The sequence below is a fragment of the Achromobacter sp. Marseille-Q0513 genome (assembly GCF_018195695.1).
GTDB lineage: Bacteria > Pseudomonadota > Gammaproteobacteria > Burkholderiales > Burkholderiaceae_B > Achromobacter.
This window is the reverse complement of record NZ_JAGTJY010000083.1, coordinates 1-24,838: the sequence shown is the minus strand read 5'-3', so window position 1 is coordinate 24,838 and position 24,838 is coordinate 1. Positions and strand designations below refer to the sequence as shown.

General features: G+C 67.9%; 28 protein-coding genes and 1 pseudogene. 17 read left to right on the top strand and 12 right to left on the bottom strand.

Annotated features, from left to right (window positions below):
- Window positions 1-42: 42 nt before the first annotated feature.
- Complete coding sequence (gene queD, locus KDH83_RS17260; RefSeq protein WP_103274651.1) at window positions 43-486, bottom strand: 6-carboxytetrahydropterin synthase QueD; 444 nt, start codon at window positions 484-486, stop codon at window positions 43-45.
- A 28-nt stretch (window positions 487-514) separates the two neighbouring features.
- A complete protein-coding gene (gene queE, locus KDH83_RS17255) occupies window positions 515-1,147 on the bottom strand; it encodes a 7-carboxy-7-deazaguanine synthase (protein WP_212318079.1) in 633 nt (210 codons plus the stop codon).
- A gap of 84 nt (window positions 1,148-1,231) precedes the next feature.
- On the opposite strand from queE, the gene arfB reads away from it, so the two are divergent.
- From arfB to KDH83_RS17240, 3 genes are all read left to right on the top strand, one after another.
- Window positions 1,232-1,648, top strand: a complete 417-nt coding sequence (arfB, locus tag KDH83_RS17250) for an alternative ribosome rescue aminoacyl-tRNA hydrolase ArfB (protein ID WP_212318077.1) — start codon at window positions 1,232-1,234, stop codon at window positions 1,646-1,648.
- 151 nt (window positions 1,649-1,799) lie between these two features.
- The gene (locus KDH83_RS17245; protein WP_212318075.1) at window positions 1,800-2,147 is read left to right on the top strand and encodes a helix-turn-helix transcriptional regulator; all 348 of its coding nucleotides are present in this window, start codon (window positions 1,800-1,802) and stop codon (window positions 2,145-2,147) included.
- Window positions 2,148-2,198: 51 nt separating this feature from the next.
- Window positions 2,199-3,251 (top strand): alkene reductase, encoded by a 1,053-nt coding sequence (locus tag KDH83_RS17240; RefSeq protein WP_212318073.1) that lies wholly within the window; start codon window positions 2,199-2,201, stop codon window positions 3,249-3,251.
- 57 nt (window positions 3,252-3,308) lie between these two features.
- On the opposite strand, the gene KDH83_RS17235 is transcribed toward KDH83_RS17240, so the two are convergent.
- Window positions 3,309-4,157 (bottom strand): CPBP family intramembrane glutamic endopeptidase, encoded by an 849-nt coding sequence (locus KDH83_RS17235; protein ID WP_349291641.1) that lies wholly within the window; start codon window positions 4,155-4,157, stop codon window positions 3,309-3,311.
- Between the two features lie 135 nt (window positions 4,158-4,292).
- On the opposite strand from KDH83_RS17235, the gene KDH83_RS17230 reads away from it, so the two are divergent.
- Entirely contained in the window at window positions 4,293-4,667 is a 375-nt protein-coding gene (locus KDH83_RS17230; RefSeq protein ID WP_212318069.1) for an MAPEG family protein, read from the top strand.
- A 48-nt stretch (window positions 4,668-4,715) separates the two neighbouring features.
- Here KDH83_RS17230 and KDH83_RS17225 read toward each other — a convergent pair whose 3' ends face one another.
- The 4 genes from KDH83_RS17225 to KDH83_RS17210 form a co-directional block, all read right to left on the bottom strand.
- Window positions 4,716-5,150 carry a carboxypeptidase-like regulatory domain-containing protein gene (locus KDH83_RS17225; RefSeq protein WP_212318067.1) on the bottom strand — a complete coding sequence of 145 codons (435 nt, stop codon included), beginning with the start codon at window positions 5,148-5,150 and terminating at the stop codon, window positions 4,716-4,718.
- A 59-nt stretch (window positions 5,151-5,209) separates the two neighbouring features.
- Window positions 5,210-6,028: an NRDE family protein gene (locus tag KDH83_RS17220; protein ID WP_212318065.1), complete on the bottom strand. Its 819-nt coding sequence runs from the start codon at window positions 6,026-6,028 to the stop codon at window positions 5,210-5,212.
- A gap of 2 nt (window positions 6,029-6,030) precedes the next feature.
- Window positions 6,031-6,513 carry a YbaK/prolyl-tRNA synthetase associated domain-containing protein gene (locus tag KDH83_RS17215; RefSeq protein WP_212318063.1) on the bottom strand — a complete coding sequence of 161 codons (483 nt, stop codon included), beginning with the start codon at window positions 6,511-6,513 and terminating at the stop codon, window positions 6,031-6,033.
- A gap of 75 nt (window positions 6,514-6,588) precedes the next feature.
- Window positions 6,589-7,305, bottom strand: coding sequence for a response regulator transcription factor (locus KDH83_RS17210; RefSeq protein WP_212318062.1), 717 nt, complete (start codon window positions 7,303-7,305; stop codon window positions 6,589-6,591).
- A 355-nt stretch (window positions 7,306-7,660) separates the two neighbouring features.
- Here KDH83_RS17210 and KDH83_RS17205 point away from each other — a divergent pair, with 355 nt between their 5' ends.
- Together KDH83_RS17205 and KDH83_RS17200 are read left to right on the top strand one after the other, a co-directional pair.
- Entirely contained in the window at window positions 7,661-8,341 is a 681-nt protein-coding gene (locus KDH83_RS17205; protein ID WP_212318061.1) for a type 1 glutamine amidotransferase domain-containing protein, read from the top strand.
- 255 nt (window positions 8,342-8,596) lie between these two features.
- On the top strand, window positions 8,597-9,136 hold the full coding sequence (locus KDH83_RS17200; protein WP_212318059.1) for an HD domain-containing phosphohydrolase: 540 nt from the start codon (window positions 8,597-8,599) through the stop codon (window positions 9,134-9,136).
- A 19-nt stretch (window positions 9,137-9,155) separates the two neighbouring features.
- Here KDH83_RS17200 and KDH83_RS17195 read toward each other — a convergent pair whose 3' ends face one another.
- The 3 genes from KDH83_RS17195 to KDH83_RS17185 all read right to left on the bottom strand — a co-directional run bounded on the left by KDH83_RS17195 (window position 9,156) and on the right by KDH83_RS17185 (window position 12,163).
- A complete protein-coding gene (locus KDH83_RS17195) occupies window positions 9,156-9,665 on the bottom strand; it encodes a hypothetical protein (RefSeq protein ID WP_212318057.1) in 510 nt (169 codons plus the stop codon).
- Between the two features lie 13 nt (window positions 9,666-9,678).
- Window positions 9,679-11,277: a glycerol-3-phosphate dehydrogenase/oxidase gene (locus KDH83_RS17190; RefSeq protein WP_212318055.1), complete on the bottom strand. Its 1,599-nt coding sequence runs from the start codon at window positions 11,275-11,277 to the stop codon at window positions 9,679-9,681.
- Window positions 11,278-11,374: 97 nt separating this feature from the next.
- Complete coding sequence (locus KDH83_RS17185) at window positions 11,375-12,163, bottom strand: DeoR/GlpR family DNA-binding transcription regulator (protein WP_249205168.1); 789 nt, start codon at window positions 12,161-12,163, stop codon at window positions 11,375-11,377.
- A 211-nt stretch (window positions 12,164-12,374) separates the two neighbouring features.
- On the opposite strand from KDH83_RS17185, the gene KDH83_RS17180 reads away from it, so the two are divergent.
- The 9 genes from KDH83_RS17180 to KDH83_RS17140 all read left to right on the top strand — a co-directional run bounded on the left by KDH83_RS17180 (window position 12,375) and on the right by KDH83_RS17140 (window position 20,441).
- The gene (locus KDH83_RS17180; RefSeq protein WP_212318051.1) at window positions 12,375-13,463 is read left to right on the top strand and encodes an ABC transporter ATP-binding protein; all 1,089 of its coding nucleotides are present in this window, start codon (window positions 12,375-12,377) and stop codon (window positions 13,461-13,463) included.
- A complete protein-coding gene (locus tag KDH83_RS17175) occupies window positions 13,463-14,551 on the top strand; it encodes an ABC transporter ATP-binding protein (RefSeq protein ID WP_212318049.1) in 1,089 nt (362 codons plus the stop codon). The genes KDH83_RS17180 and KDH83_RS17175 overlap by 1 nt, the downstream gene beginning before the upstream one ends.
- Complete coding sequence (locus KDH83_RS17170; RefSeq protein ID WP_103274636.1) at window positions 14,548-15,438, top strand: sugar ABC transporter permease; 891 nt, start codon at window positions 14,548-14,550, stop codon at window positions 15,436-15,438. Before KDH83_RS17175 ends, KDH83_RS17170 begins: the two co-directional genes overlap by 4 nt.
- The gene (locus KDH83_RS17165; RefSeq protein ID WP_212318047.1) at window positions 15,431-16,243 is read left to right on the top strand and encodes a carbohydrate ABC transporter permease; all 813 of its coding nucleotides are present in this window, start codon (window positions 15,431-15,433) and stop codon (window positions 16,241-16,243) included. The genes KDH83_RS17170 and KDH83_RS17165 overlap by 8 nt, the downstream gene beginning before the upstream one ends.
- Window positions 16,244-16,254: 11 nt before the next feature.
- Window positions 16,255-16,563, top strand: a complete 309-nt coding sequence (locus KDH83_RS17160; protein WP_212318045.1) for a DUF2160 domain-containing protein — start codon at window positions 16,255-16,257, stop codon at window positions 16,561-16,563.
- A 121-nt stretch (window positions 16,564-16,684) separates the two neighbouring features.
- Window positions 16,685-18,415 carry an ABC transporter substrate-binding protein gene (locus KDH83_RS17155; protein WP_212318043.1) on the top strand — a complete coding sequence of 577 codons (1,731 nt, stop codon included), beginning with the start codon at window positions 16,685-16,687 and terminating at the stop codon, window positions 18,413-18,415.
- 193 nt (window positions 18,416-18,608) lie between these two features.
- Window positions 18,609-19,637, top strand: a complete 1,029-nt coding sequence (locus KDH83_RS17150; protein ID WP_212318041.1) for a hypothetical protein — start codon at window positions 18,609-18,611, stop codon at window positions 19,635-19,637.
- 121 nt (window positions 19,638-19,758) lie between these two features.
- Window positions 19,759-20,067, top strand: coding sequence for a DUF4148 domain-containing protein (locus tag KDH83_RS17145; protein ID WP_212318039.1), 309 nt, complete (start codon window positions 19,759-19,761; stop codon window positions 20,065-20,067).
- Window positions 20,068-20,081: 14 nt separating this feature from the next.
- Window positions 20,082-20,441 carry a winged helix-turn-helix domain-containing protein gene (locus KDH83_RS17140; protein ID WP_212318037.1) on the top strand — a complete coding sequence of 120 codons (360 nt, stop codon included), beginning with the start codon at window positions 20,082-20,084 and terminating at the stop codon, window positions 20,439-20,441.
- A 184-nt stretch (window positions 20,442-20,625) separates the two neighbouring features.
- Here KDH83_RS17140 and KDH83_RS17135 read toward each other — a convergent pair whose 3' ends face one another.
- The gene (locus tag KDH83_RS17135; RefSeq protein WP_212318035.1) at window positions 20,626-21,780 is read right to left on the bottom strand and encodes a porin; all 1,155 of its coding nucleotides are present in this window, start codon (window positions 21,778-21,780) and stop codon (window positions 20,626-20,628) included.
- 286 nt (window positions 21,781-22,066) lie between these two features.
- Window positions 22,067-23,227, bottom strand: coding sequence for a porin (locus KDH83_RS17130; protein WP_349291640.1), 1,161 nt, complete (start codon window positions 23,225-23,227; stop codon window positions 22,067-22,069).
- 435 nt (window positions 23,228-23,662) lie between these two features.
- On the opposite strand from KDH83_RS17130, the gene KDH83_RS17125 reads away from it, so the two are divergent.
- Both KDH83_RS17125 and KDH83_RS17120 read left to right on the top strand, forming a co-directional pair.
- Window positions 23,663-24,535, top strand: coding sequence for an alpha/beta hydrolase (locus tag KDH83_RS17125; protein ID WP_249205169.1), 873 nt, complete (start codon window positions 23,663-23,665; stop codon window positions 24,533-24,535).
- 52 nt (window positions 24,536-24,587) lie between these two features.
- Window positions 24,588-24,838 (top strand): annotated as a pseudogene (locus tag KDH83_RS17120) (DUF2971 domain-containing protein); the annotation flags it as partial.

Sequence of the window (24,838 nt, the reverse complement as noted above, 5' to 3'; positions counted from 1 at the left end):
GAAGGAGGGAGCGCCGGCCCGGATCAGGCCGGCGCGCGGCCGTCAGCCGTTGCAGTCGGCCCAGCAGTTGGGCGTTTCGTACAGGCGCACGCGGGTCAGGCGCAGCTCGGCGCCATAGTGGCCGTGATAGTGCGGCGCCAGCGTCTCGAAGACGATGGCGGCCAGGTTCTCGGCCGTGGGAATGCGGTCCAGCACCACGGTCTTGTGGCCGGGCAGGGTGTCCAGGAAGCCGCGCACGGCGGCGTCGCCCTCATAGACCAGGAAAGCGTGGTCCCAGACGTCGACGATGTGCTGCTTGGCGATCTGCTTGATTTCGGAGAAATCCATCAGCATGCCGTTGTCGGACTCGCCGGGCGCCTGCACCACGTCGCCGGTCAGGGTGATTTCCAGCACATAGCGGTGGCCGTGCAGGTTGCGGCATTGGCTGCGGTGGTCGGGAATGCGGTGGCCGGCGTCGAATTCCAGCCTGCGGGTCACGGAGATCATTGCGCGCTCCGCGAAGCGTAGGGGTGAATCATGGAATGCCTATGTATTTATGCGTTTGCAGGCTGAGCCGCCATTGCGGATGCTGCGTACAGTATTGGACGGCCTGTTCGGTATTCGCCGCGCGGGCGGGGCCGTCCATGGGTTGCAGGAAGAAATGCTCGAAATCCAGGTGCACGAAGCGTTCGGGCAGCGCGTTGGCCTGCGGGTAGACCAGCTTGAGCTCGTTGCCGCGTTCCAGCACCACCGGCGCCGTGCCCTTGGGGCTGACGCAGATCCAGTCGATGCCGGCGGGCGCGGGCACCGTGCCGTTGGTCTCGATGGCGACCGTGAAGCCGCGCGCGTGCACCTCGGCCAGCAGGGCCTCGTCCAGCTGCAGCAGCGGCTCGCCGCCGGTGAAGACCACATAGCGCCGTTCCGCGCCGGGGCCCCAGGCCGCGGCGATGGCATCGGCCAGCGCCTGAGCCGTGGTGAACTTGCCGCCGCCTTCGCCATCCGTGCCGATGAAGTCGGTATCGCAGAAGGTGCAGGCGGCGCTGGCGCGGTCGCTCTCGCGGCCGGTCCAGAGGTTGCAGCCCGCGAACCGGCAGAACACCGCCGCGCGGCCGGCGTGGGCGCCTTCGCCCTGCAGCGTCTTGAAGATCTCTTTGGCGGAATAAGTCATGGGGATGCCGGAATTCGGGCAAAAGCGGACTATTTTAGCGCTCCCGGCAAAGCCGTGCCGGGCGTTGGCGTAGACTTGGCGCCCATGTTTCATATCCAAGATTCCCTGTACCTGGACGAGCGCGAGCTTGTGTTCACCATGATCCGTGCCCAGGGCGCGGGCGGGCAGAACGTCAACAAGGTGTCCAGCGCCGTGCATCTGCGCTTCGACGTGCGCGCCTCCAGCCTGCCGGCCGAGGTGCAGGACGCGCTGTGCGCGCTCAACGACCACCGCGTCTCCAAGGATGGCGTCATCGTCATCAAGTCGCAGACGTTCCGTAGTCAGGAAAAGAACCGCGCCGAGGCGATCGAGCGCCTGATCGCGATGGTGCGCGCGGCGGCGCGCACCGAAAAGCCGCGCCGGCCGACGCGGCCCACCCGCGCCTCGCAACGCCGGCGCGTGCAGCGCAAGGTGCTGCATGGCGAGGTCAAGCGGCTGCGCGGCAGGGTGGGGCATGAATGAGGGCACCAGCGTCCGCGCTTTGAGCCGCGCCGCACCTGCGCGTGGGGCGGACCCGGCGCGCGGCTGCCGCGAGTATCCCCACTCGCGGCGGGGGCATGAGCATGTATCGAGTTTTAACGATATATGATTCGATAAATTGCGATATTTGAATATGAACCCGGATCCTTCGAATTCCGCTGCCGCCGGCGACGACCCACCCGTCAACGCCGACGCCATCCTCAAGGCGCTCGCCAACCCGGTGCGCCGCGAGATCCTGGCGTGGCTGAAGGATCCCAAGGCGTATTTCGAGGAACGCCCGGGCCATACCTTCGAGCATGGCGTCTGCGCCGGCCACATCGACGGCCGCTGCGGACTGTCCCAGTCGACGGTGTCCACGCATCTGGCCGTGCTGCAGCGCGCCGGCCTGATCACGGCCACCAAGGTCGGGCAATGGGTGTTCTTTCGTCGCAATGAAGCCCTGATCGCCGCATTCCTGCGGCAACTGAACCAGGACATGTAGCGCGGTCCGTTCAGCAACGCCCCGGCAGGCGCCGGGGCAAGAGGAAGTCGCATGAGCCTATTGTTCGAACCCCTGGTCCTGGGAGACCTGACCCTGCCCAACCGCGTCATCATGGCGCCGCTGACGCGCATGCACGCCAGCCCCGGCCGCGTGCCCAACGCGCTGATGGCCGAGTACTACACGCAGCGCGCCGGCGCGGGCCTGATCCTGTCGGAAGCCACCGCCGTGACGCCGCAGGGCGTGGGCTATGCCGACACGCCGGGACTGTGGACGCCCGAGCAGGTGCAGGGCTGGCGCCAGGTCACCGCCGCCGTGCACGCGGCCGGCGGCCGCATCTTTGCGCAGCTCTGGCACGTGGGCCGCATCTCGGACCCCATGTTCCTGGACGGCCAGTTGCCGGTGGCGCCCAGCGCCCTGGCAGCGCGCGGCCACGTCAGCCACGTGCGCCCGCAGCGCGCCTACGTGACGCCGCGCGCGCTGGAAACGGCGGAACTGCCCGGCGTGATCCAGGCCTACCGGCTGGGCGCGCAGATGGCGCAGGAAGCGGGTTTCGACGGCGTGGAAGTGCATGCGGCCAATGGCTACCTGCTGGATCAGTTCCTGCAGGACAGCACCAATCTGCGCGACGACGATTATGGCGGCCCGGTGGAGAACCGCGCGCGCCTGCTGCTGGAGGCGACCGACGCCTGCGTCGGCGTCTGGGGGGCGGGCCGCGTGGGCGTGCACCTGTCGCCGCGCGGCGAGATCCATACCATGGGCGATTCGGACCGCGCCGGCACCTTCGGCTACGTGGCGTCCGAACTCGGCCGGCGCCGCATCGCGTTCCTGTGCGTGCGCGAGCATGAGGCGCCCGACAGCATCGGCCCCGCGCTCAAGGCGGCCTTCGGCGGCGCCTATATCGCCAACGAAGGCTTCACGCGCGAGTCCGCCGAGGCCGCGATCGCCGCAGGCCGCGCCGACGCGGTGGCATTCGGCGTGCAGTACATCGCCAATCCGGATCTGGCGCAGCGTTTCGCGCTGAAGGCGCCGCTGAATCGGCCCAACCCCGCCACGTTCTACGCGCCGGGACCCGGGGGCTATACGGACTATCCGGCGCTGGCTTGAAGCCGGGTTCCGGGCGCGGCGGACATCGGCGCGCCCGTGCCCGGGCGATGCCGCGCGTCAGAGCGCCGCGCGTGCGGGGTAGGTGAACAGGCTGAAATGCGCGACGTTCAGCGCCAGGTGCGCCAGCACCGCCGCAGCCAGGCCGCCGTGGCGGTAGGCCAGGCCGTAGGCCGCGCCCGCCAGGCCCGCCAGCAGCATCCATTGCCAGCCGCCGGCATAGTGCGCCAGGCCGAACAGCACGGCCGCGCAAAGCAGCGCGGCATTGGCGCCCCAGCGGCGCGCGCGCCACAGCCGGCCCAGCCGTTCCTGGATGTAGCCACGGAACAGCGCTTCCTCCGCCAGCGTCACCAGCAAGGCATTGTTGACCAGCCACAGCCAGCCCTTGTCCGGCCATTTGGGGGCCCAGCCGACCATGCCCAGCGCCAGGGCCAGCGTCAGGCACACGAGCACCGCCGCCGCGCCGCAGGCCAGCGTGGCGCGCAGCGTGCGGCCCGCGTCCAGGCCCATCATGACGGGCGGCAGGGCCAGGATGATCCAGAATGCCACCAGCGGCTTGTCCAGGTTCAGGTACATGCTGAACGGCACGGCGTCCGGACTGAGCGGCGCGCGCGGGATCACCAGCGGATTGTGGAATCCCGGCATCAGGTGCAGGAACAGCGCCGCCGCCACGGCGATGAACAGCGCGTGGCCGGCCAGCCGCAAGGCGGCCGGGGCCGGAGGCTGCACCAGCAGGGCGGCCAGCGCCAGTAGCGCCGGCGCGGTCAGGGCGGCGGGGTCCAGCGCGCCCTGCGTGCCGGCCCAGGCATAGGCCGCCACCAGCGCCAGGGGCGCCCAGCGGCGCGTGGCGGGGGGCCACAGCAAGGCAGCGGACAGGAACAGGACGGACCAGGGGGACAGCAGGGACACCGGAAACTCGCAATCGGGAAAAGTGGCGAGTGTAAACGGTGACGGGCTTTTCATTTTCCGGCTTTCGGGCGACCATGCGGCCAGCGCGGCGGCGCGCGCCGCCGTGTTTTCCCACATCGAAGCAGAGGTTTGCCCATGAAAATGATCGCGTGGTTGATGCTGGCGGCGGCGGTCCTGCCGTTCCTGTCCGCCATCCTGGCCAAGGCGGGCGGCAAGAAGTTCGACAACAACGACCCGCGCCCCTGGCTGGCGCGGCAGGAGGGCTGGCGCGCACGCGCCAACGCGGCGCAGAGCAATGCCTTCGAGGCGCTGCCCTTCTTCTACGCGGCGGTCTTGTTCGCGCTGCACAACCAGGCCGACGCGACGCGCGTGGCCACGCTGATGGCGTGCTGGCTGGGGCTGCGGCTGGGCTATCTGGCCATGTACGTGGCGGGTTGGGGCGCGCTGCGTTCGCTGGTCTGGGCGACCAGCATCGGCTTCATCATCGCTATCCTGTTCACCGGCGTCTGAGCCGGCCGCCGCGCTGCCCGGGGCCTCGGCCGGCCCGTCGGCGCGGCGTCATTTCCACTCGAAGACGGCGCGTGCGGCGCCGGCGCCCTTGACCGCGACCTGGCGCTCCTGCGTCTGGCCCTTGTAGGTGGCCGACACCTTGTAGTCGCCGGCCGGCAGCCTGACCAGCATGTACGGGCCTTCCGAAGTCGCGCGCAGCACCGGCTTGCCCTGGCCGTCGTGTATGACCACGGCCACGTCCGCGACATAGTCGGCCTTGCCGCCGACCTGTGCGGCGAAGGTCAGCGCCAGGGGATAGTCCTTGGCGGCGGCCTTCAGGGCTTCGGATTCGTCGAGCCCGATGCCGCCGCTGACGTACTGCACCGATCCCTGATGCTGGACCGGCGGCAGTGCCGCCTGCGCGGTGTTCAGCAGGCCGGCGATGGCCATGCTGCCCAAGGCCATGGCCGCGGCCATGGTGCAACGTTCGATGCGCTTGTTCATGCTGTTCTCCTTGATCCGACGGACGGCGGCGCGCCGCGCAGGGCGCTGGCCGGCGCGCGTCATGCGTTTCGACCCGCGACGGCGTCCGGAGTTCGCGCGCCGGCGTGTGCGCGGGTCAGCGTGAAGAGGAGTTCGCTTTCGCCGTTCAGCGTGCCGTCAGGCGCGTAGCGCCGCTCGTGCAGCAGTCCGGCGCCATTCTCACGCAAGGCCAGCACGGCCGAGCTGCGGGTGCCATAGGTAGGGCTGACGATGAAGGGGCTGCTCAGCAGCTTCTCGCGGTCCGGCGGCAGGCCGGTGGCGGGCAGTTCGTCGTCGGCGGCCGGTTCGCGGTCGGCCAGGGCCGCGTACAGCGCGGGCAGGTCGGGTTGGGGGCCTTGGCGCAGCACCTCGGCGAAGGCGCGCTTGGTGCGCGCGAGCTTGGGCCAGGGCGTGTCCAGCAGGTGGTTGGACAGCGCGTACACGCCCGCCATGAGGCGGCGCGGCGGGCCGTTGCGATTGCTGAGGTACCAGGCGTGTTCCATATCGCCAACGATCAGGTTGAAGCCGTTGTAGGCCTGCCCCTCGGCGTGGACGCGCGCCATGTATTCGGCCGGCGGCTCGGCGCCGCGCAGGTAGTGTTCGACCAGCGCGCCGCGCGAGGGCGCGTCGGCGCGGTTCAGGCCGGGTTCGCGGAAATTGGTGACCAGCGCGTAGCGGCCCCGCGCCGACGCGCCCATCCAGCTGCCGCCGGCCAGGCCGTCGCGCCCGGCGTAGATGCCGGCCGCGTCGGGCCATTGCGCGGCGGCCAGCGTCGGCCGGGCATGGAACTCGTCGCGGTTTGCGGCGATCAGGACCGGGATGCCGGGCAGGGCGTTCAGGGCGAGCACGGCCAGGCACATGGTCAGTCCTTGATGAGCGGCGCCACCTCGGGCGCGGCCAGCCGGAAGTAGTCTTCCGTGTCGAGCAGGATGGAGGCGTCCAGCCGGCCGGCGTTGAACACGATTTCATCGTGCCGATCGCGCAGCGTGGGGTCGACCAGCAGGTGCAGTTCGGGATTGAAGGAGAAGGGCGGGATGGCGCCGATCTCGCAACCTGTCAGCTCGCGCGCCAGGTCCTGCGAGGCCAGCGAGGCCTTCTTGCCGCCGGCGGCGCGGGCGATGGCGTCCAGGTCGGCCTGGCGGTCGGCGGGGAACACGGCCAGCACATTGCGGCGCTGGTTCGAGGAAATCTTCACGCGGCAGACCAGCGCCTTGGCGCCCTGGCTCACGGCGGTGCCGCGGATGGCGGCGACTTCGACCGATTTGCCGGCGGCGGCGTGCTCGATCAGGCGGTAGCGCGCCTGATGGCGGGCCAGCAGGGCTTGCAGTTGGCTGAATACGTCCATGGTGGATCCGGGATCGCGGGTGTGCGGAACGGGCGGGCGGGAAGCCGCAACCGCAGCGAGCATGATACGCCCGCGCTAGATCTCGCCGGTGAAGGCATAGCCCCAGCCCCAGACCGTCCGGATCGGCAGGTCCAGGTGCATGTCCTGCGCCTTGCGCCGCAATCGGCTCACCACCACGTCGGTGCGGCGCACCGAGTCGCGGCCGGCCTGGGGATCGGGCGCGAAGGCGTCGCTGCGCGGCAGGCGCTTGTCCATGGCCGAGGTCAGCTTGAGCAGGAATTCGCGCTCGGCCTGGGTCAGCGGCAGGCGCTCGCCGCGCGGGCTGACCAGGGTCCAGGCCGCGTCCTGGAACTGCCAGCGTCCGGCGGCGCCGGCGGCCGTGGGCTGCGCCCGTGTCTCCGCCTCGGCATGGCGGCGTCCCGAAGGCGGCGTGCGGCGCACCAGCGCCTGCAGCGCGGCGGCGATCTCGGCCGTCGCGACGTCGGGCTGGAAGCAGACGTCGGCGCCGCAGTGCAGGCCGAGGATGCGGTTTTCCGGTGAGTCGAAGGTGGAGATGGCGACGATGCCCGCCGTGGTATCCATGGCGCGCAGGCCGGCGACCGCCATGCACAGATCGGTCAGCTCTGCCTCCATGACGAGCAGCGGCGTGCGGCGGGTCTGGAACAGGCGGAACAGGCCGTTGGAATCTTCGCAGCGGCGGGGCGAGAAGCCCATTTCGGCCAGCGCGCCGCTGCGGCGCGCGCGCTGATCGGCGTCTGGAGAAAAGACGATCAGGTCTAGTAGGTCATTCATGAATCGTTGTGGGGGTCATTGCAGCTCGAGCGCATGAATGATGCATCGGTTACCAGTGATTCCCAAACCTCGCACAACGCCCCTTTCTGACCCGAATTCTCGGACATGGCCCGCCGCATCCTGTGGCGTGCGCGATGTTGGTGCATGATGCCGGCGGATGAACCGGCCGCCCGGCGGACAGGCCGGCGGCATTCGCGCATCGATGGTGTAATGGGTCAGGCCAGCCGGAGGCGATCCTTCCCGGCCTCCGCCGTTTCCGCCGGCGCGGGCCCCACGGGCCGCGATCCGGCGCATTCCTCAACGGTCTTCCGTCCGCCGCGCGCGCGGCGGCGAGGCCGCGCTACAGGAGCACGCAATGAAGATCCTGATCGTCCTGACTTCCCACGACACGCTGGGCGCCACCGGGCGCAAGACCGGCTTCTGGCTGGAGGAGTTCGCCGCGCCGTACTACGCCTTCCTGGATGCAGGCGCCGAGCTGACGCTGGCCTCGCCCAAGGGCGGCCAGCCGCCGCTGGATCCCAAGAGCGACGACCCCGAGGCCCAGACCGAGGCCACCCATCGTTTCCGTGGCGATGCCGAGGCCCAGCGCCGGCTCGCGGCCACGCTGCCGCTGGCCGAGGCGCAGGCGGCCGATCATGATGCCGTGTTCTACCCGGGCGGCCACGGGCCGCTGTGGGATCTGGCGGAGGATCCGCGCTCGGTGAAGCTGATCCAGAACATGCTGGCCGCCGGCAAGCCCGTCGCGGCGGTGTGCCATGCGCCGGGCGTGCTGCGCCACGCCAAGACCGCCGACGGCAAGCCGATGGTGCAGGGCAGGCAGGTCACGGGCTTTTCCAACGCCGAGGAGGCCGCCGTGGGCCTGAGCCAGATCGTGCCGTTCCTGGTCGAGGATGAACTGGTGCGCCTGGGCGCGCAGTACAGTCGCGCTGAGGACTGGCAGCCGCATGTGATCTCCGACGGGCTGCTGATCACCGGCCAGAATCCGGCATCGTCGGTCGGGGTGGCCGAGGCCTTGCTGGAGCGCCTGCGCCAGTGAAGCGACAGGCGTCGGAGACGCGCCGCCCAGCGCGCGCGGACCCTGCAGCAATGTGTCAGAATCGCTACTTTATGATTCCGACGCGGCGCCATCGCAGTGCCGCGCATGCCTTGTTCGATGCCTCCAGACGTACCCTTAGTGCCGCCGTCACCGTCAGACGGCCTGGCTGCCCCATCCCCGGCCACGGATGTCCCGCAGCGTTTTTCGACGGAAGGGGAGCCGCCCGGCTCCTGTGAGGCGGCTCTGTTCGCCGCGATGCGCGCGCGCGATCCGGCCACGGGCCGGCACTGCCACCGCGTGGTGGCGCTGAGCGTGGCGCTGGCCCGCGCTTGCGGCCTGGCCGAAGACGAGCTGGAGTCCATCGCGGTCGCCGCCCGCCTGCACGACCTGGGCAAGATCGCCACGCCCGACCGCGTGCTTTTCTCGCCTGGCAGGCTTGAAAACGAAGACTGGGAAATCATGAAGTCGCACGCCGCCGTGGGCGCCGACATCATCCGCCAGAGCGACCTGCCGGGACGCGACCAGATCGCGCTGGCGGTGCGTCACCATCACGAGCATTTCGACGGCTCGGGTTATCCGGACGGATTGGCGGGCCACGACATCCCGCTGCATTCACGCATCATTTCCCTGGCGGATTCCTACGACGCGCTGGGCGACGCGCGGCCCTATCACCCGGCCCGCACGCATGCGCAGATCATGCTGATCCTGCATCGCGAGGCCGGCGCCAAGTGCGATCCCGACCTGCTGCGGGTGTTCGAGGGCATGATCAGGCACAGCCCGCTGCGGGTGCCCTGAGGGGCGTCTGGCCGTCGCGTCAGGGCGCGGGGCGGGAGTCCGGCGCGTCCTGCCCGGCTGCGTCCTCGTCGCCGTCGGACAGGATCAGCGTGTAGCGCCGCAGCGGTTCCTTGAAGTAGGCGACCCCCGCCTTGTCGACGCGTCCGTGCAGCAGCAATGTCTTGCGGCCCTCGACGATGTCGCCGCCGTCGGCCGCCTGCACGGTCGCTTCCACGCAATCGCCTTCGAGGTAGCCACGGGTCCGCACCACGAGATTCAGGTCGACGTAGTGATCGACCTCGCCGCTGGTGATCCGGCCATGGTCGGGCCCGCGCGTCCAGTAGATATCAATGACCTTGCCGCCCGCGCGCTCGGTGGGCGCGCAGTCGTGCGCGTCGCCGGCCGCCGTTCCGCTCGCGGCGGGCGTGGGCGGCGCCAGGCCGGCGTCTGCCGTCTTGCCGGCGTCGCGGGCTGCGGCGGGCGCGCCCCATAGCGCCAGCGCCGCGCAGAGAGCTGCGCAAGCGTACAGGGCGGGAGGCTGCCGGCGCATGGAATCCCGCGCTTCAGCGCAGGCGATAGCGCGCGGCCACCGGTTCCAGGTCGCGCAGCGTGCGCTGCTGCCAGGCGGCGTCGTGGCCGAGTTCCTCGGCCAGGATGCGGGCGACTTCCGGCGCCGCCAGCATGGCGGCCTCGCTGTCCAGGAACAGGGCGCGGTTGCGGCGCGCCAGCACGTCCTCGGCGGTGCGCGCCAGCTCGTAGCGGGCGGCGTAGCGCACATGGGCTTCGGACAGGCCGCTGGCGCTGACCAGCATGCGCTCGGCGCCAGGCAGGGCCTTGAGCGCGGGCAGGTCGCTGCCGTAGTAGCTGTCCGGCGTGCCGGCGTGTTCCTGCGACGGCGCCAGTCCGGCGGCGCCGTGCAGGGCCAGCGACTCGGTGCGGCAGGGCGCCTGCGTCAGTAGCTGGTTCTGGATGGCGGTGTCGACCACGTCCTGCGCCATGCGGCGGTAGGTGGTCCATTTGCCGCCGGTGACCGTGACCAGGCCGGCCTTGGACACCAGGATGGTGTGTTCGCGCGACAGTGCCTTGGTGGACGCTTCGCCGGTGGCCTTGACCAGCGGGCGCAGCCCGGCCCAGACGCTGGTGACGTCGTCGCGGGTGGGCTTGCGGCTCAGGTAGCGCGCCGCCGTGCCCAGGATGAAGTCCACGTCCTGCGCGCCGGCGTCGGGATCCAGCGGCAGGTCGTCGCGCGGCGTGTCGGTGGTGCCGACGATGGTGTGGCCGTTCCATGGCACCACGAACAGCACGCGGCGGTCGTCGGTCTTGGGAATCAGGATGGCGCGCTTGCCCGGCAGGAAGTCGCGCGGCAGCGTCAGGTGCACGCCCTGGCTGGGCGCGACCATGGTGGGGGCGTTCTTGTCTTCCATGCGGCGCACGGCGTCGACCCAGACGCCGGTGGCATTGATCACGCAGCGCGCGCGCAGCGTGAAGACCGCGTCGCCCAGCGCGTCGGTGGCCGTCACGCCGTCGACCTTGCCGTTCGTCATGGTCAGGCCCGTGGCGCGCACGTAGTTGACCGCCGTGCCGCCCAGGTCGAACAGCGTGCGCATCAGGCTCATGGCCAGGCGCGCGTCGTCGAACTGGCCGTCGTAATACAGCACGCCGCCCTTCAGGCCGCGGCCGTTGACCTGTTCGGCCAGCGTCGGCGCGTTGGCCAGCGTGTCGCGGCGCGACAGCCAGCGGCTGGGCGACAGGTTCAGCTTGCCGGCCAGCATGTCGTACATCTTCAGGCCGATCCCATAGAAGGGCTGGTCCAGCAGGTTGTAGGCCGGCACCACGAAGCCCAGCGGCCACACCAGGTGGGGCGCATTGCGGTTGAGCAGGCCGCGCTCGTGCAGCGCTTCGCGCACCAGGCTGATATTGCCCTGCGCCAGGTAGCGCACGCCGCCGTGGACCAGCTTGGTGGCCTTGCTGGACGTGCCCTTGGCGAAGTCGGCGCCTTCGATCAAGAGCGTGCGGTAGCCGCGCGAGGCGGCGTCCACCGCGGTGCCCAGACCGGTCGCGCCGCCGCCGATGACGATCACGTCCCAGGCGGGCGTGTTGTCGAGCTGGGCGAGCAGGCGATCGCGGTCGGGCGGGGTGACGGAAGCGAGTGTGGAATTCATAGGAGCTGTGAGGGCATGTCCGCGGGATCCTGGGTCATGCGCTATGGGAGTTTGTCGGTTCGGCCTGTGGTGGGCGGTGGCGGGCGTCGGGGCAGTTTCAGGCGGCGGACTTGGCAGGCGCGGCGGCCGCGACCTCGCAGCGCACGCCGGCGTCCTGCAGCGCCTGGGCCAGCGGTTCCTGGGGATGCGCGTCGGTGAAGAAGCGGTCGATCTCGGAAATGTGGGCCAGCTCGACCATGGCCTGGCGCTTGAACTTGCTGCTGTCGGCGGCCAGCCAGACTTCGCGCGACTGTTCGATGATGGTGCGGGAGACGCGCACTTCGCGGAAGTCGTAGTCGCGCAGCGTGCCGTCGGCTTCGATGCCGGAAATGCCGATCAGGCCGATGTCCACCTTGAACTGGCGGATGAAATCCATGGTGGCTTCGCCGATGATGCCGCGGTCGCGCGAGCGCACCACGCCGCCGGCCACGATCACCTCGCAGTCCGGATTGTCGGACAGGATGTCGGCCACGTGCAGATTGTTGGTGATGACGCGCAGGCCGCGATGGCGCAGCAGGGCGCGCGCGATGGCCTCGGTGGTGGTGCCGATGTTCAGGATCAGCGAGCAGCCGTCCGGCACGGCGCGGGCCACGGCCTCGGCGATGCGTTGCTTGCCGGCCGCGTGCAGCCCCTGGCGCTTGCGGTAGGCGATGTTCTCGATGGTGGAAGCCTCGATGCGCACGCCGCCGTGAAAGCGCGACAGCAGGCCGGCTTCCGACAGGAAATGCACGTCGCGCCGCACGGTCTGCAGCGTGACGTCGAAGCGTTTGGCGAGTTCCTCGATCGTGGCCGAGCCTTGGGCCCGCACCATTTCGATCAAGGCGCTCTGTCTGGGATTCAGTGTCATGTGCGTATGATAAAACAACAAAAGCGAAAAATAATGACGCACTGCAAGATTGTTTTCTGTTCGCTTTTTGAGTAAAACGCACAAAAAACGAAAGCAACATGAAAGACTCGCTGATTCGCGCCTAAAAAAATGGGGGCGGATAAGCTGCAGCACCGCAATGCCCCAAACCCGGTCGAAAAACCGGGACGTATTGGTAGGTTGAGGAGACTAGATGCAGCTGAACCTGGACAGGACAGGTTTGCGGGCCGGCTCGCAAACGCACCTGTATCCGATGAGCCTGGCGCCGGCGCCGGGCGCGATGACCGTATTGCTCGGGGCCACCCTGGCGGGCAAGACTACGCTGATGCGGATCATGGCCGGGCTGGACCGGCCCACCGAGGGCCGCGTGCTGGCCGACGGCGTGGACGTCACGGGCGTGCCGGTCAGGCAGCGCAACGTGGCGATGGTGTACCAGCAGTTCATCAACTATCCGTCGATGACGGTGTTCGACAACATCGCCTCGCCGCTCAAGCTGCGCGGCGAGAGCGGCATTGCCGAGAAGGTCATGGCGATGGCGGCGCGGCTGCACATCGACCACCTGGTCAAGCGTCATCCGTCCGAGCTGTCCGGCGGCCAGCAGCAGCGCGTGGCGCTGGCGCGCGCGCTGGCCAAGAACGCGCCGCTGATCCTGCTGGACGAGCCGCTGGTCAACCTGGACTACAAGCTGCGCGAAGAGCTGCGCGACGAACTGAGCGCGCTGTTCGCGGAAGGGCGCTCGACCGTGATCTATGCCACCACCGAGCCCGGCGAGGCGCTGCTGCTGGGCGGCTATACGGCGGTGCTCGACGAAGGGCGGCTGCTGCAGTACGGACCCACGGCGCAAGTGTTCCACCGCCCGTCCTCCATCCGCGTGGCGCGCGCTTTCAGCGATCCTCCCATGAACCTGTTCGCCGCCGCGCGGCGGCCGGGCGGCTTCGAGCTGCCGGGTGGCGTGCGCGTGGACCGGCCCCTGCCTGCGGGAGCCGGCGACATCACCGCCGGCCTGCGCGCCGGCGCGCTGGACGTGCATGAGCAGCCTGGCCATATCGCGCTGGACAGCGTGGTGAAGCTGGCCGAGATCTCCGGATCGGACACCTTCGTGCATGCCGAGACGGCCGCTGGCGAGGTGGTGGCGCAGCTGCCCGGCGTGCACCGCTGCACGCTGGACCAGCGCCTGCGGCTGTATTTCGATCCGGCGCAGACCTATGCCTTCGGCGCCGACGGCGCCTTGCTGGCCGCGCCGGGCTGGCTGGCGGCGCCCGCCGCCGGGGAGGCCCGCTGATGGCACAGATCGAGCTGGACCTCTCCCATTCCTATGTGCCCCATCCCCAGGCCGACGAGGACTACGCGCTGCTGCCGCTGAAGTTCACGTTCCGCGATGGCGGCGCCTATGCCTTGCTCGGCCCGTCGGGCTGCGGCAAGACCACCTTGCTCAATTGCGTGTCGGGACTGCTGCGGCCGTCCCATGGCCGCATCCTGTTCGACGGGCAGGATGTCACCGCCAAGACGCCGCAGGCCCGCAACATCGCCCAGGTGTTCCAGTTTCCCGTGGTCTACGACACCATGACCGTGGCCGAGAACCTGGCATTCCCGCTGCGCAACCGCGGCATCGCGCCCGACCGGATCCGCGAGCGCGTGGGGCGCATCGCCGAGATGCTGGAAATGTCTCAGGTGCTGGACCGCCGCGCCAGCGGCCTGACCGCCGACGCCAAGCAGAAGATCTCGCTGGGCCGGGGCCTGGTGCGCAGCGATGTGTCGGCGGTGCTGTTCGACGAGCCGCTGACCGTGATCGATCCGCAGCTCAAGTGGGAGCTACGGCGCAAGCTCAAGGAGATCCACCGCGAGTTCAAGCTCACGCTGATCTACGTCACGCACGACCAGACCGAGGCGCTGACCTTCGCCGATCAGGTGATGGTCATGGCGCGCGGACGGGCGGTGCAGGTGGGCGGCGCCGACGATCTGTTCGAACGGCCGGCGCATACTTTCGTGGGGCATTTCATCGGCTCGCCTGGCATGAACTTCCTGCCGGCCCACTGGACCGACGGCGCGCTGCGCGTCGGCGCCTGCCGGCTGGATGGGCTGGATACCGTCCAGGCCGCGCGCCTGGCGGACGCCGGCCCGGTCAAGCTCGGCGTGCGGCCCGAATACCTGCGCCGGGTGGAGCCGGGCGCGCCGGGCGGGTTGCCGGTACGGGTGGAACGGGTGCAGGACGTCGGCACCTACCTGTTGCTGACGGCGGACTTCGAAGGCAATGCCGTGCGCGCCCGCCTGAGCAGCCAGGCGCAGGCGCCCGCGCGGGGCGAGACGGTCTGGCTGTCGGCGCTCAATACGCATACCTGCTTCTACCGCGACGAGGAGCTGATCCGATGAAACCGATCAATCACCGGGCCTGGTTCCTGGTCCTGCCCGTGGTGCTGTGCGTGGCGTTCTCGGCCATCCTGCCGCTGATGACCATCGTCAACTACTCAGTGCAGGACATCATCTCGCCGGAGCGCCGCGTGTTCGTGGGCACCGAATGGTTCGCCGCCGTGCTGCAGGACGAGGAGCTGCATGGCGCGCTGCTGCGGCAGATCGGCTTTTCGCTGGCGGTGCTGGCCATCGAGATCCCGCTAGGCATCCTGCTGGCGCTGTCCATGCCGGCCTCGGGCTGGCGCGCGTCGGCGGTGCTGGTGGTCATCGCGCTGTCGCTGCTGATCCCCTGGAACGTGGTCGGCACCATCTGGCAGGTGTTCGGCCGCACCGATATCGGCCTGCTCGGCGCGACGCTGTCCTGGCTGGGTGTGGACTACAACTACACCGGCAGCGACGTGGACGCCTGGGTCACCGTGCTGGTCATGGACGTGTGGCACTGGACGCCGCTGGTCGCGCTGCTGTGCTACGCGGGGCTGCGCGCGATTCCCGATGCCTACTACCAGGCCGCCCGCATCGACGGCGCCTCGCGCCTGGCGGTATTCCGGTACATCCAGCTGCCCAAGATGCGCGGCGTCCTGATGATCGCGGTGCTGCTGCGCTTCATGGACAGCTTCATGATCTATACCGAGCCCTTCGTGCTCACCGGCGGCGGTCCCGGCAACGCCACCACCTTCCTGTCGCAGTACCTGACGCAGAAGGCGGTGGGGCAGTTCGACCTGGGGCCGGCGGCGGCGTTTTCCATCATCTATTTCCTGATCATCCTGCTGTTGTGCTTCATCCTCTACAACTGGATGCAGCGCGCCGGCACCACGGGCGGCATGGACGAGGAGCGCGCAAATGCGTGAGCAAAGCACCTGGTGGCGCGCCGTCTTCCTGGCGCTGTATCTGGCGTTCGCCATCCTGCCGCTGTACTGGATGCTGAATATGTCGTTCAAGACCAATACCGAGATCGTCAGCACCCTGACGCTGTGGCCGCGCGACTTCACCTTCGAGCACTACCGCACGATCTTCACCGATCCGGCCTGGTATTCGGGCTACATCAACTCGCTGATCTATGTGCTGATCAACACGGTGATCTCGCTGGCCGTGGCGCTGCCGGCGGCCTACGCGTTCTCGCGCTACCGCTTCATCGGCGACAAGCACGTGTTCTTCTGGCTGCTGACCAACCGCATGACGCCGCCGGCCGTGTTCCTGCTGCCGTTCTTCCAGCTTTACAGCTCGTTCGGGCTGATGGACACGCATCTGGCCGTGGCGCTGGCGCACTTGGTGTTCAACGTGCCGCTGGCGGTCTGGATCCTGGAAGGCTTCATGTCCGGCGTGCCGCGCGAGATCGACGAGACCGCCTACGTGGACGGCTATTCCTTCCCGCGCTTCTTCCTGACCATCTTCCTGCCGCTGATCAAGTCGGGCGTGGGCGTGGCCGCGTTCTTCTGCTTCATGTTCAGCTGGGTCGAGCTGCTGCTGGCGCGCACGCTGACCTCGGTCAACGCCAAGCCCATCGTCGCCACCATGACCCGCACGGTGTCCGCGTCGGGCATGGACTGGGGCGTGCTGGCCGCGGCCGGGGTGCTGACCATCGTGCCCGGCGGCATCGTCATCTGGTTCGTGCGGCACTACATCGCGAAGGGCTTCGCGATGGGCCGGGTATAGGAGGGCGGACCATGTTCAGCTGGATGGTATGGACCACCCCCGTCGCCGTGTTCTTCAGCTGCATCGCGCTGATGCTGGTGGGCATGACGATCTGGGAACTGAAATCGCCCACGGTGGAGCGCAAGGGCTTCCTGCCCATCCGCACCACGCGCGGCGACCGCCTGTTCATCGGCCTTCTGGCCGCGGCCTGGCTCAACCTGGCCTTCCTGGGCCTGGGCGGCAAGGCGGCGGAATGGTTTTCGCTGGACGGGCCGCCGTCGGTGTGGATCAGCTTCGTGGCTTCGATGCTGCTGCTGGCCTTCATCATGAGGAAAGGCTGACGGGATAGCACACTAGACCCCGCATGAACAAGCAAGCGGTTTGGAAGGACTATCGGCCAGCGTCTTCCCCGGCCAGGAGTCCGCAGCACAAAAGAGGGGAGACTTTTCGAGGAGACTGTTCATGAAATTTCGCATGCGCGCCGTCGCGGCCGCCATCGCCCTGATCGGCACGTCCGCGGCCTGGGCCGGCGAACCCGAGGCGCAGAAGTGGATCGATTCCGAGTTCCAGCCCTCGACGCTGTCCAAGGACCAGCAGCTGGCCGAGATGAAGTGGTTCATCGAGGCGGCCGCCAAGCTCAAGGCGCAGGGCGTCAATGAAATCAACGTGGTGTCCGAGACCATCACCACCCACGAGTACGAGTCCAAGACCCTGGCCAAGGCCTTCAGCGAGATCACCGGCATCAAGGTCACGCACGACCTGATCCAGGAAGGCGACGTGGTCGAGAAGCTGCAGACGTCGATGCAGTCGGGCAAGTCCATCTACGACGGCTGGATTTCCGATTCCGACCTGATCGGCACCCACTACCGCTACGGCGCCATCCTGCCGCTGTCGGACTATATGGCCGGCGCGGGCAAGGAATGGACCAACCCCAACCTGGACCTGAAGGACTTCATCGGCACCAAGTTCACCACGGCGCCGGACGGCAAGCTCTACCAGCTGCCCGACCAGCAGTTCGCCAACGTCTACTGGTTCCGGGCCGACTGGTTCGCGCGCCAGGACCTGAAGGACAAGTTCAAGGCCAAGTACGGCTACGAGCTGGGCGTGCCGACCAACTGGTCCGCCTATGAAGACATCGCCGACTTCTTCTCGAACGATGTCAAGGAGCTGGACGGCAAGAAGGTCTATGGCCACATGGACTACGGCAAGAAAGACCCGTCCTTGGGCTGGCGCTTCACCGATGCCTGGCTGTCGATGGCCGGCGCCGCCGACAAGGGCCTGCCCAATGGCATGCCGGTGGACGAGTGGGGCATTCGCGTGGCCGATGACAAGTGCACGCCGGTGGGCGCCTCGGTGGCGCGCGGCGGGGCCACCAACAGCCCGGCCGCAGTCTACGCGCTGACCAAGTACGTGGACTGGATGAAGAAGTACGCGCCCCAGCAGGCCATGGGCATGACCTTCTCCGAATCCGGTCCGGTGCCGGCCCAGGGCCAGGTCGCGCAGCAGATCTTCTGGTACACGGCCTTCACCGCCGACATGACCAAGAAGGGCCTGCCGGTGGTCAACGACGACGGCACGCCCAAGTGGCGCATGGCGCCGTCGCCCTACGGCCCGTACTGGAAGGACGGCATGCAGAACGGCTACCAGGACGTGGGCTCGTGGACCTTCTTCAAGTCCACCGATCCTAAGCGCATGGCCGCCGCCTGGCTCTACGCGCAGTTCGTCACGGCCAAGACGGTGTCGCTGAAGAAGTCCATCACCGGGCTCACCTTCATCCGCGACAGCGACATCCACAGCGAGTTCTTCACCAAGAACGCGGCCAACTACGGCGGGCTGATCGAGTTCTATCGCAGCCCGGCGCGGGTGGCCTGGACGCCCACCGGCAACAACGTGCCCGACTACCCCAAGCTGGCCCAGCTCTGGTGGAAGAACGTCGCCACCGCCGTGACCGGCGAGAAGACGCCGCAGGCAGCCATGGACAACCTGGCCAACGAGATGGACCAGGTGATGGCGCGCCTGGAGCGGGCCGGCATGGCGCAGTGCGCGCCCAAGCTCAACGCCAAGGGCGATCCCAACAAGTGGCTGTCGGACCAGCAGGCGCCGTGGAAGAAGCTGGCCAACGAAAAGCCCAAGGGCGAGACCATCGCCTATGACACGCTGCTGCAGGCCTGGAAGGCGGGCAAGGTGCGCTGAGCACGCCGCTGGCAGGCAGGACGCCGCCGAGAGGCGGCGTTTCTTATGGGAGCGAGAGCGTTCCAGTTCTAAATTCCAACCGTGCTGCCTTCGGGTATTGCTCTAAGATCGTCGTGGCTTCTTGCCCTCAATGCCGATGCTGGCGAGCCCCATTGCCGGATGCAAGCGGATTTTCCAACGGAGATAGCTAATCATGGTCGGAAGATGGATTGCCGTACTGGGCTGCGCCATGCTGTTGGGCGCCACGCCCGCGTGGGCTTGGAAGCTGCATCTTTCTCCTATGGATGATGTGTCCGGCCTGGTGGCCGGCAAGGTCAAGAATCGCATTCCGTATCTCGATGGCGCCAGCCCCTTGCATGAGCAGATGACGCTCGCGGTGTTCTCGTGCGTGTCGGTGAGCGACTGCAAGACGGGGTTGGAAGGCGAGGGCATACGAATCAGAGACGTGCTGGACGGCGTGCGCTGGAATGATTTTCCAACGTTGTGGTTCACCGGGAACAGCCGCGAGAAATGTCTGGGCAAGGTGTCTCCCCTGGATCCACGAAAGGCCAGCTGCTATCTGAATCACCTGTTATTGGCGTCAGCGGACAAGGGCATGGCGAATCGAGGAAGGAAATCGTCGCAATCATGGGCCGCACGTGGCCATTTCGGTGATTTGCAGTTTCTGCATGGCATGGGAAAGCCGGGTGCGCCGGCGGGAGAAACCTACGAGAACTTGCTGGTGTGGGCGCGTTTTTCCTATGAGGTTTCGCTGGGCACCCATGCGCTGAACGAAGATGTGACGCGCGTTGCCGGCATGGAGAATTTTTTCTTCCAAGGCGCAAGGCAAATCGGCGACCTGATGGACTACCGGTTTGACGCCAGCGCTCGAGGTATCGCGCTGGGGCAGTTGCTGCACATCGTGCAGGACTCCTATGCCTTTTGCCATGCCAGGCGCAACGCGGCGGGCGAGCTCGAAGCCTTCAATACCTATTCCGACCAGAGCGGCATACTTCACGGCAGGCATGACGATGACCGCGAAGCGTTGCGCAATGTGCTGGCGCAGCCGCACAGCCCGACGACGTTCGGCCGCGAACTGTTCCTGGCTCGGAAACAGCGCCTTCCATGGTCCGAGGTCCGGCCCATCTTTGACGCCTATATCAAACCGACGCAGCCATGGGAGACTGCAAAACCAGGCAAGGGATGCGAAAACCGATCCGACGATGGGTATGGTTCCGGCTGACTGGCGGCACCGCTACGTCATTGCGAAAACGTAATCCCGCTATCAGCGTTTTGTCCGTACCCCGTTCCTAGAATGGTCTCCATGCTGCAACCCGGCAGCGATTCATCCCTAGGAGCGAACCATGAAGACCATCCGCAACGTTGCCTTGATGCTGGCCCTGGCCGCCGGCGCCACGTCCCTGGCCCAGGCGCAGACCCAGGCCCAGGCGCAGCCCGCCGCCAGCTATCACGGCCAGTCCCTGACGCGGGCGGAAGTGCGGGCCGACCTGGCCCTGTGGAAGCGCGCCGGCCTGGAGCGCTTCTGGCGCGGCGAGGCATCGCCCGATATCTACAGCCGTGAATACCGTGTCGCCTATGCCGAGTATGTGCGCCTGCGCAGCGGCCCCGAGTACCAGGCCGAAGTGCAGCGCCAGAACGCGGCGGGCCGATAGGCGGGGCGGCAGGCATGGCCTGCGCCATGCGCGAGGCGTCGCCGCAGTCCGGCTACAGCCTGCATCTCGCGGACCTGGAGCTGGACCTGCTGCGCGGCCGGGTCAGCCGCAATCGCGAGGTCCTGCGGCTGACGCCCAAGGAATTCGCGCTGCTGGCCTTCCTGATGCAGCGGCCGGGCGAGGTCTACGATGCCTGGCAGCTTGCCGAACAGGTCTGGGGCATGCAGCTGCCTGTATTCGAGCGCAAGAACCCGAAATCCCACGCGGTCGCGATCGCGGTGCGCAGGCTGCGCCGCAAGATCGATGCCGGCCGCACGCCCCGGCTGTTGCATACGCTGCGCGGCGGGGCCTACATGCTGGCCGCGCTGGATTGAGTCCACGCGGTTCGTCAGCGCCCGCAGGGGCGCTTTTTTTGGCCCCCGCGTGTTGGCGTGCGCGGTATTGGAATACAAAAAACCGCGCCTTCTCGAGGAAAGGCGCGGCGACGGAACACCTTCCCTTCGCGGAGGAGGGTGCCATCAACGGAGTCCGGCGCGGCGCGCGGACCGCGCTGCCCGCTTAGAAGCGGTGGCGCAGGCCCACGCCCACTTCCGTGGCCTTGATGCCATCCACGAAGGCCCAGTTGCTGGTGTGCGATGCGATCGCGTAGACATCGGTGCGCTTGGACAGGCTGTAGTTGTAGCCCAGGCTGTAGGTGTTGCTGGCCGAGTCGCCGCCCGTCAGCTTCTTGTTGTTGGCGTCGGCGCGTTGCCACGACGCGAACAGGCTGCTGCCGCCGCCCAGGGGCGCGGACAGCCCGATGAAGTACGAATTCGAGCGGAAGCCCTTGGAGAACGCATACGAAGGCGTGCCGGTGAAGGCGCCGACGCTGGCATTGTTGGGCAGCTTCTTGCCGGCGAACCAGCCGTCGGTGACGCGGTTGTAGGCCAGCGCCAGCTTGAATACCTCGAAGTCGTACGATCCGCCGATCACGTAGGAGCGCGGCGTGGCGCTGGTCTCGGCAGGGCTGAGCTTGTTGGATGCGTTGAGCTGGTCGTAGGTGACAAAGGCGTTGACCGGTCCGTTGTCGTAGCGCAGGCCGGCGGTGATCGCGCGGGTGTTGTCGGCCGTGGCGTAGCCGGTCTGGCTGCTCTTCAGGTCGTTGATGTTGCTGGAATAGCCGATGGCGGCGCGCAATCCGCCCATGGACGGCGTCTCATAGACCAGCAGGTTGTCGTAGCGCGGATAGTAGGACGAGCTGAAGCCCAGGCCGGCGCCGGTGTTCAGCTGGTTGAAGCCGCCGCCGAACGACGAACCCAGCATGCCCGAGAAGTAGCGCGTGCCCACGTTGTACTGGCGGCCGAAGCGGAACTCGCCCCATTCGGCGCTGCCCAGGCCGACGGTGGCCTCGCGGCCGAACAGGCGGTTTTCCTGCAGCGAGCTGCCGTTGCGGCTGTCGAAGCCGGATTCGAGCTGGAACACGACGTACAGGCCGTCGCCCAGGTCTTCCTTGCCGCGCAGGCCCCAGCGCGATCCGGCGGTGGTGCCGGTGGTGGCGCCCAGGCGGCTCATGCCGCTGCCGCTCGTGACGCCGGTCTTGGGGTCGGTATAGTCCCCGGTGATCCGGCTGTAACTGACGCCGGTGTCCATCAGGCCGTACAGCGTGACTGAGGTTTCCGCCTGCGCGGCGGCGGACAGCGCCGCGCCCAGTGTGGCCGCGAAGATCTTTTTCATGCAAAGGCTCCGGTGATATGGATTGTGAGTGGAGCCAGGCCGGCGGCGCCGCGGCGCGGGATTGCGAGCGCAGATGCTGCGGGAACCGGGGCTTGGCCAGCCAAGTGTGGAACCCGCTGTTCGACAGACAGCCGACATTCAAATTACGAATCCGATCGCCGCGCGCCGCATTTTCTGTCATCTTTTTCTGCGATCACAGGGGCGTAGGCCGCTCGCGAAGGCCCGCGAGTCGAGTCGGCATAGGGGGGGCCATGTTGGGGCGAAACAACGTCGCGGGCGTTGCCAATCAGAATCGATGGCGCAGGCCCGCGTAGGCGTCCAGGGCTCGAACGCCGTCGACAAAGGCCCAGTTGCGGGTATGGGAAACCACCGCGTACAGGTCGGTGCGCTTGGACAGGTTGTGGCTGTAGCCCAGGCTATAGGTGTGGCCGGTCGCGTCGCCGCCCGTCAGCCTGGATGAGTTGATGTCCGTGCGTTGCCAGGAAGCGAACGCATGTCCCGACAGGCCCGCGGGGACGGCGAGCGCGATCACATGGGAATTGGAGCGCAGCCCCCTGGAAAACGCATAGGACGGCGTGCCTGCCAAGCCGCCGACCCGGCCGTCGTCGCGAAAGCTCCTGCCGGCGAACCACCCGTCGGCCACACGGTTGTAGGCCATTGCGATCTTCAGCGCGATGAAATCGTATGAGGCGCCGATGATGTAGGCGCGCGGCGTGGCGGCGGCGCGGGCGGTGCCGAGCTGCCTGGCTGCATTGAGCTGGTCGTAGCCCAGGAAGGCGCTGAGCGGGCCGCGAGCGTACTGCAGGGCCGCGGTGATGGCGCGCGTGTTGTTGGCGGTCGCATAGCCGGTTTCGGCATTGCGCGTGTCGTTGACGCTGAAGGCGTATCCGGCCGCGGCCTTGATGCCTCCCATCGAGGGCGTTTCATAGAAGACCTGATTGTCGTAGCGCGGAAAGGACGCCGAGCTCATTCCCAGTCCGTAGCCGGTGTGCAGCTGGCTGAAACCGCCGAATGCCGGGCCGAGCATGTTGAGGAAGTAGCGCGTGGCGGCGTTGTACTGGCGGCCCAGCCGCAGCTCGCCCCAGCGGGCGTCCGTCAGGCCGACGGTGGCCTGGCGGCCGAACAGGCGGCCGCCCTGCAGGATCTGGCCGTTGCGGCTGTCAAAGCCCGATTCCAGCTGGAACACGGCATGCAGGCCGTCGCCCAGGTCTTCCTTGCCGCGCACCCCCCAGCGCGGTCCGGAAACCCCTCCGCTCAGGGCGCCCAGGCGGCTCATGCCCGCGCGCAGGGTGCGTCCAGTCGCGGGATCCTTGTAGGCGCCGCTCAGCCTTGTGTAGCCGATGCCCGCGTCCATCAGGCCGTATAGCGTGATGGACGCGGGCACTTGTGCCGTGGCGGTCTGCATGACAAGCGTGGTTGTTGCTGCAACGAGCATTCTCTTCATCATGCGTGCTGTCTCCCCTGTTGTTATGTCGCGCTTGGCGCGATCTGTCTTGCCGACTTTGAGGGTCTATTTTGGTGTCGGGAAGAAAACGGGCAGCTGACCGGGGAATTACAAATCCGATTGATTTACTTCGACTTTTTCCGTGTGCGGGCGAGCGCAAGCCGCGGGTTGGCCGGTATCCTCCGCTCTCGCGACGGCATCGCCTGGCGGCTTCCGGCGCCGGTGTATGCTCGCGCTCGTGCGGCGTCGAGGAAGACGCCGCGCCTGTCAAAGGTCCGGCCCATGTTCTGTTTCGTAAAGTCCGCAACGCGCCTGCTTGCCGCATCGGGTTGCACCGTCGTCCCGCGCAAACGCGCGTCCCGGCTGCTCGTGGCAGCGGTCTTGAGCCTGGCCGCCAGCCAGGCCCAGGCCGTCGGATTCCAGCGCATCAGCCTGCCCATGGACATGAATGGCCCCGCGCTGCAAGGCGCGGCCTGGTACCCCTGCGATGCGCCGGAGGTCGAGATCTCGGTCGGCCGTAGCGTCATCGCCGGCACGCCGGACTGCCCGATGCCGGCGGGGCCGAGGACGCTGGTGGTGATGTCGCACGGCTCGGGCGGGTCTTTCCTGGGCCATCACGACACCGCGCGGGCGCTGGCCGAGGCCGGCTTCGTGGTGGCCGCGCTGAATCACGCGGGCGACAACGCCGTGGACCGTTCGCGGCAGGGCTATCTGTCCATCTTCTCGACGCGTCCGCGCGAAATCCGGCGGCTCATCGACTACATGACCGGCGCCTGGCCGGGCAGGGCGCAGCTGCGTGCCGACGCGGTCGGCTTCTTTGGCTTCTCGCGCGGCGGCTATACCGGCCTGGTGCTGGCGGGCGCCGCGCCCGATTTCAGCCAGGGGCTGTCGTTCTGCGAATCACAGCCGGGGCTGCCCATGTGCCGCGACATCGCGGGAGGCAAGGCGCCGGCCCAGCCTTACCCGAAGGATGTTCGCGTCAAGGCCCTGGTGATCGCCGATCCGCTCAATGCGTTCGCGCCGTCGGCCTTGGCCGGCGTGGCCGCGCCGGTCCAGCTGTGGGCCTCGGAACTGGGCGGCGATGGGGTGACGCCCGCCAGCGTGGAAGCGCTGCGCCAGGGCCTGCCGGCGGGGACCGATTTCCATCGGGTCGCCGGCGCGGGTCATTTCGCCTTCCTGGCGCCATGCTCGCCGGCGCAGGCCGAAGCGCTGCCATCACTGTGCACCGATGGTCCGGGTTTCGACCGGGCGGCCTTTCATCGCGACTTCAACGCCCGCGTCGTCGCTTTCATGCGCGCGGCCCTGCGCTGAGGCGCGGGCCGAAGCGGGTAGACTGGCGGCTGGACCTCACGGGAGCGTTGACTTGGCCACCACCCTGCGCCGATACACCGAGCTGCCTTACCTGATCGACTACCTGCAGTCGGGCGAGCTCGCGCTGCTCAATCCCAAGGCCTGGGACGACCGCAACGATTCGTTCTATATCGAGGAGTACGCGCGCGCCAGGGAGCTGGAAGGCATCTATGCCTTGTGCCTGGCCGAGGCCTTCGAGACCTACCACCACTGGCGCGTCTTCTCGAACGGCAGCGGCGGCGTGTGCATCGAGTACGACAAGGA

Coding starts and splice junctions, on each gene's coding strand:
- queD (WP_103274651.1), bottom strand. CDS start 486: ATGATCTCCGTGACCCGCAGGCTGGAATTCGACGCCGGCCACCGCATT.
- queE (WP_212318079.1), bottom strand. CDS start 1,147: ATGACTTATTCCGCCAAAGAGATCTTCAAGACGCTGCAGGGCGAAGGC.
- arfB (WP_212318077.1), top strand. CDS start 1,232: ATGTTTCATATCCAAGATTCCCTGTACCTGGACGAGCGCGAGCTTGTG.
- KDH83_RS17245 (WP_212318075.1), top strand. CDS start 1,800: ATGAACCCGGATCCTTCGAATTCCGCTGCCGCCGGCGACGACCCACCC.
- KDH83_RS17240 (WP_212318073.1), top strand. CDS start 2,199: ATGAGCCTATTGTTCGAACCCCTGGTCCTGGGAGACCTGACCCTGCCC.
- KDH83_RS17230 (WP_212318069.1), top strand. CDS start 4,293: ATGAAAATGATCGCGTGGTTGATGCTGGCGGCGGCGGTCCTGCCGTTC.
- KDH83_RS17225 (WP_212318067.1), bottom strand. CDS start 5,150: ATGAACAAGCGCATCGAACGTTGCACCATGGCCGCGGCCATGGCCTTG.
- KDH83_RS17220 (WP_212318065.1), bottom strand. CDS start 6,028: ATGTGCCTGGCCGTGCTCGCCCTGAACGCCCTGCCCGGCATCCCGGTC.
- KDH83_RS17215 (WP_212318063.1), bottom strand. CDS start 6,513: ATGGACGTATTCAGCCAACTGCAAGCCCTGCTGGCCCGCCATCAGGCG.
- KDH83_RS17210 (WP_212318062.1), bottom strand. CDS start 7,305: ATGAATGACCTACTAGACCTGATCGTCTTTTCTCCAGACGCCGATCAG.
- KDH83_RS17205 (WP_212318061.1), top strand. CDS start 7,661: ATGAAGATCCTGATCGTCCTGACTTCCCACGACACGCTGGGCGCCACC.
- KDH83_RS17200 (WP_212318059.1), top strand. CDS start 8,597: ATGCGCGCGCGCGATCCGGCCACGGGCCGGCACTGCCACCGCGTGGTG.
- KDH83_RS17195 (WP_212318057.1), bottom strand. CDS start 9,665: ATGCGCCGGCAGCCTCCCGCCCTGTACGCTTGCGCAGCTCTCTGCGCG.
- KDH83_RS17190 (WP_212318055.1), bottom strand. CDS start 11,277: ATGAATTCCACACTCGCTTCCGTCACCCCGCCCGACCGCGATCGCCTG.
- KDH83_RS17185 (WP_249205168.1), bottom strand. CDS start 12,163: ATGACACTGAATCCCAGACAGAGCGCCTTGATCGAAATGGTGCGGGCC.
- KDH83_RS17180 (WP_212318051.1), top strand. CDS start 12,375: ATGCAGCTGAACCTGGACAGGACAGGTTTGCGGGCCGGCTCGCAAACG.
- KDH83_RS17175 (WP_212318049.1), top strand. CDS start 13,463: ATGGCACAGATCGAGCTGGACCTCTCCCATTCCTATGTGCCCCATCCC.
- KDH83_RS17170 (WP_103274636.1), top strand. CDS start 14,548: ATGAAACCGATCAATCACCGGGCCTGGTTCCTGGTCCTGCCCGTGGTG.
- KDH83_RS17165 (WP_212318047.1), top strand. CDS start 15,431: ATGCGTGAGCAAAGCACCTGGTGGCGCGCCGTCTTCCTGGCGCTGTAT.
- KDH83_RS17160 (WP_212318045.1), top strand. CDS start 16,255: ATGTTCAGCTGGATGGTATGGACCACCCCCGTCGCCGTGTTCTTCAGC.
- KDH83_RS17155 (WP_212318043.1), top strand. CDS start 16,685: ATGAAATTTCGCATGCGCGCCGTCGCGGCCGCCATCGCCCTGATCGGC.
- KDH83_RS17150 (WP_212318041.1), top strand. CDS start 18,609: ATGGTCGGAAGATGGATTGCCGTACTGGGCTGCGCCATGCTGTTGGGC.
- KDH83_RS17145 (WP_212318039.1), top strand. CDS start 19,759: ATGAAGACCATCCGCAACGTTGCCTTGATGCTGGCCCTGGCCGCCGGC.
- KDH83_RS17140 (WP_212318037.1), top strand. CDS start 20,082: ATGGCCTGCGCCATGCGCGAGGCGTCGCCGCAGTCCGGCTACAGCCTG.
- KDH83_RS17135 (WP_212318035.1), bottom strand. CDS start 21,780: ATGAAAAAGATCTTCGCGGCCACACTGGGCGCGGCGCTGTCCGCCGCC.
- KDH83_RS17130 (WP_349291640.1), bottom strand. CDS start 23,227: ATGATGAAGAGAATGCTCGTTGCAGCAACAACCACGCTTGTCATGCAG.
- KDH83_RS17125 (WP_249205169.1), top strand. CDS start 23,663: ATGGACATGAATGGCCCCGCGCTGCAAGGCGCGGCCTGGTACCCCTGC.